The sequence below is a fragment of the Pseudomonas sp. PNPG3 genome (assembly GCF_023093815.1).
In the GTDB taxonomy this organism is placed as follows: Bacteria; Pseudomonadota; Gammaproteobacteria; order Pseudomonadales; family Pseudomonadaceae; genus Aquipseudomonas; species Aquipseudomonas asiatica.
Genome location: NZ_JALLKV010000106.1, coordinates 1 through 3,358 on the forward strand (window position 1 = coordinate 1; position 3,358 = coordinate 3,358).

The following is a 3,358-nucleotide window of genomic DNA, read 5'->3' on the forward strand; positions in this document are numbered from 1 at the left end:
GCAGATAGGGGTTTTGCGAAATGAATCTTGACGATGACCTACTCTCACATGGGGAAACCCCACACTACCATCGGCGATGCATCGTTTCACTACTGAGTTCGGGATGGGATCAGGTGGTTCCAATGCTCTATGGTCGTCAAGAAATTCTGTTGCCAGAATGTCCAGATGGACAGCCCAGCGAATCCGGATATGCGATATTTGTGATGTTGCGAACTTTCGGTCGTTTCGTCTTCACCACCGCAATCTGCGCTAGCAAATTGCTTGGGTGTTATATGGTCAAGCCTCACGGGCAATTAGTATTGGTTAGCTCAACGCCTCACAGCGCTTACACACCCAACCTATCAACGTCGTAGTCTTCGACGGCCCTTTAGGGGATTCAAGATCCCAGTGAGATCTCATCTTGAGGCAAGTTTCCCGCTTAGATGCTTTCAGCGGTTATCTCTTCCGAACATAGCTACCCGGCAATGCCACTGGCGTGACAACCGGAACACCAGAGGTTCGTCCACTCCGGTCCTCTCGTACTAGGAGCAGCCCCTCTCAAATCTCAAACGTCCACGGCAGATAGGGACCGAACTGTCTCACGACGTTCTAAACCCAGCTCGCGTACCACTTTAAATGGCGAACAGCCATACCCTTGGGACCGGCTTCAGCCCCAGGATGTGATGAGCCGACATCGAGGTGCCAAACACCGCCGTCGATATGAACTCTTGGGCGGTATCAGCCTGTTATCCCCGGAGTACCTTTTATCCGTTGAGCGATGGCCCTTCCATACAGAACCACCGGATCACTAAGACCTACTTTCGTACCTGCTCGACGTGTTTGTCTCGCAGTCAAGCGCGCTTTTGCCTTTATACTCTACGACCGATTTCCGACCGGTCTGAGCGCACCTTCGTACTCCTCCGTTACTCTTTGGGAGGAGACCGCCCCAGTCAAACTACCCACCATACACTGTCCTCGATCCGGATAACGGACCTGAGTTAGAACCTCAAAGTTGCCAGGGTGGTATTTCAAGGATGGCTCCATGAGAACTGGCGTCCCCACTTCAAAGCCTCCCACCTATCCTACACAAGCAAATTCAAAGTCCAGTGCAAAGCTATAGTAAAGGTTCACGGGGTCTTTCCGTCTAGCCGCGGATACACTGCATCTTCACAGCGATTTCAATTTCACTGAGTCTCGGGTGGAGACAGCGCCGCCATCGTTACGCCATTCGTGCAGGTCGGAACTTACCCGACAAGGAATTTCGCTACCTTAGGACCGTTATAGTTACGGCCGCCGTTTACCGGGGCTTCGATCAAGAGCTTCGCTTGCGCTAACCCCATCAATTAACCTTCCGGCACCGGGCAGGCGTCACACCCTATACGTCCACTTTCGTGTTTGCAGAGTGCTGTGTTTTTAATAAACAGTCGCAGCGGCCTGGTATCTTCGACCGGCATGGGCTTACGGAGCAAGTCCTTCACCCTCGCCGGCGCACCTTCTCCCGAAGTTACGGTGCCATTTTGCCTAGTTCCTTCACCCGAGTTCTCTCAAGCGCCTTGGTATTCTCTACCTAACCACCTGTGTCGGTTTGGGGTACGGTTCCCAGTTATCTGAAGCTTAGGAGCTTTTCTTGGAAGCATGGTATCAACCACTTCGTCGCCTGAAGGCAACTCGTCATCAGCTCTCGGCCTTGAAATCCCGGATTTGCCTAAGATTTCAGCCTACCACCTTAAACCTGGACAACCAACGCCAGGCTGGCCTAACCTTCTCCGTCCCTCCATCGCAATAACTGGAAGTACAGGAATATTAACCTGTTTTCCATCGACTACGCTTTTCAGCCTCGCCTTAGGGACCGACTAACCCTGCGTCGATTAACGTTGCGCAGGAAACCTTGGTCTTTCGGCGTGCGAGTTTTTCACTCGCATTGTCGTTACTCATGTCAGCATTCGCACTTCTGATACCTCCAGCAAGCTTCTCAACTCACCTTCACAGGCTTACAGAACGCTCCTCTACCGCGTCATCAAAGATGACACCCGTAGCTTCGGTGCATGGTTTGAGCCCCGTTACATCTTCCGCGCAGGCCGACTCGACTAGTGAGCTATTACGCTTTCTTTAAAGGGTGGCTGCTTCTAAGCCAACCTCCTAGCTGTCTAAGCCTTCCCACATCGTTTCCCACTTAACCATGACTTTGGGACCTTAGCTGACGGTCTGGGTTGTTTCCCTTTTCACGACGGACGTTAGCACCCGCCGTGTGTCTCCCATGCTCGGCACTTCCAGGTATTCGGAGTTTGCATCGGTTTGGTAAGTCGGGATGACCCCCTAGCCGAAACAGTGCTCTACCCCCTGGAGTGATACATGAGGCGCTACCTAAATAGCTTTCGAGGAGAACCAGCTATCTCCGAGCTTGATTAGCCTTTCACTCCGATCCACAGGTCATCCGCTAACTTTTCAACGGTAGTCGGTTCGGTCCTCCAGTCAGTGTTACCTAACCTTCAACCTGCCCATGGATAGATCGCCCGGTTTCGGGTCTATACCCAGCGACTAAACGCCCTATTAAGACTCGCTTTCGCTACGCCTCCCCTATTCGGTTAAGCTCGCCACTGAATATAAGTCGCTGACCCATTATACAAAAGGTACGCAGTCACCTAACAAAGTAGGCTCCCACTGCTTGTACGCATACGGTTTCAGGTTCTATTTCACTCCCCTCTCCGGGGTTCTTTTCGCCTTTCCCTCACGGTACTGGTTCACTATCGGTCAGTCAGTAGTATTTAGCCTTGGAGGATGGTCCCCCCATATTCAGACAAAGTTTCTCGTGCTCCGTCCTACTCGATTTCATTGACAAGAGATTTTCGTGTACGGGGCTATCACCCACTATGGCCGCACTTTCCAGAGCGTTCCACTAATCTCAAATCAACTTAAGGGCTGGTCCCCGTTCGCTCGCCACTACTAAGGGAATCTCGGTTGATTTCTTTTCCTCAGGGTACTTAGATGTTTCAGTTCCCCTGGTTCGCCTCTTGCACCTATGTATTCAGTACAAGATACTCAGCTTATGCTGAGTGGGTTCCCCCATTCAGAGATCTCTGGATCACAGTCTGTTTGCCGACTCCCCAAAGCTTATCGCAGGCTACCACGTCTTTCATCGCCTCTGACTGCCAAGGCATCCACCGTATGCGCTTCTTCACTTGACCATATAACCCCAAGCAATCTGGTTATACTGTGAAGACGACATTCGCCGAAAATTCGCATGTTGCTCTTTCGAGCAGAACTCACAAATTTTACCTTAGCCTGATTAACCAGCAGTGAAACTGGCCATCAGTCTATATCTATCACATATCCGAATTTTTAAAGAACGATCTGACAAAAGTCAGAAATCAACATTCGA

The 3,358-nt window shown here is 51.1% G+C and carries 2 rRNA genes; both read right to left on the reverse strand.

The window, feature by feature from the left end:
- Nucleotides 1-25 precede the first annotated feature (25 nt).
- A 5S ribosomal RNA gene (gene rrf, locus MJ643_RS30050) occupies nucleotides 26-141 on the reverse strand.
- 131 nt (nucleotides 142-272) lie between these two features.
- Nucleotides 273-3,164: ribosomal RNA gene (locus MJ643_RS30055) — 23S ribosomal RNA — on the reverse strand.
- Between the last annotated feature and the right edge of the window lie 194 nt (nucleotides 3,165-3,358).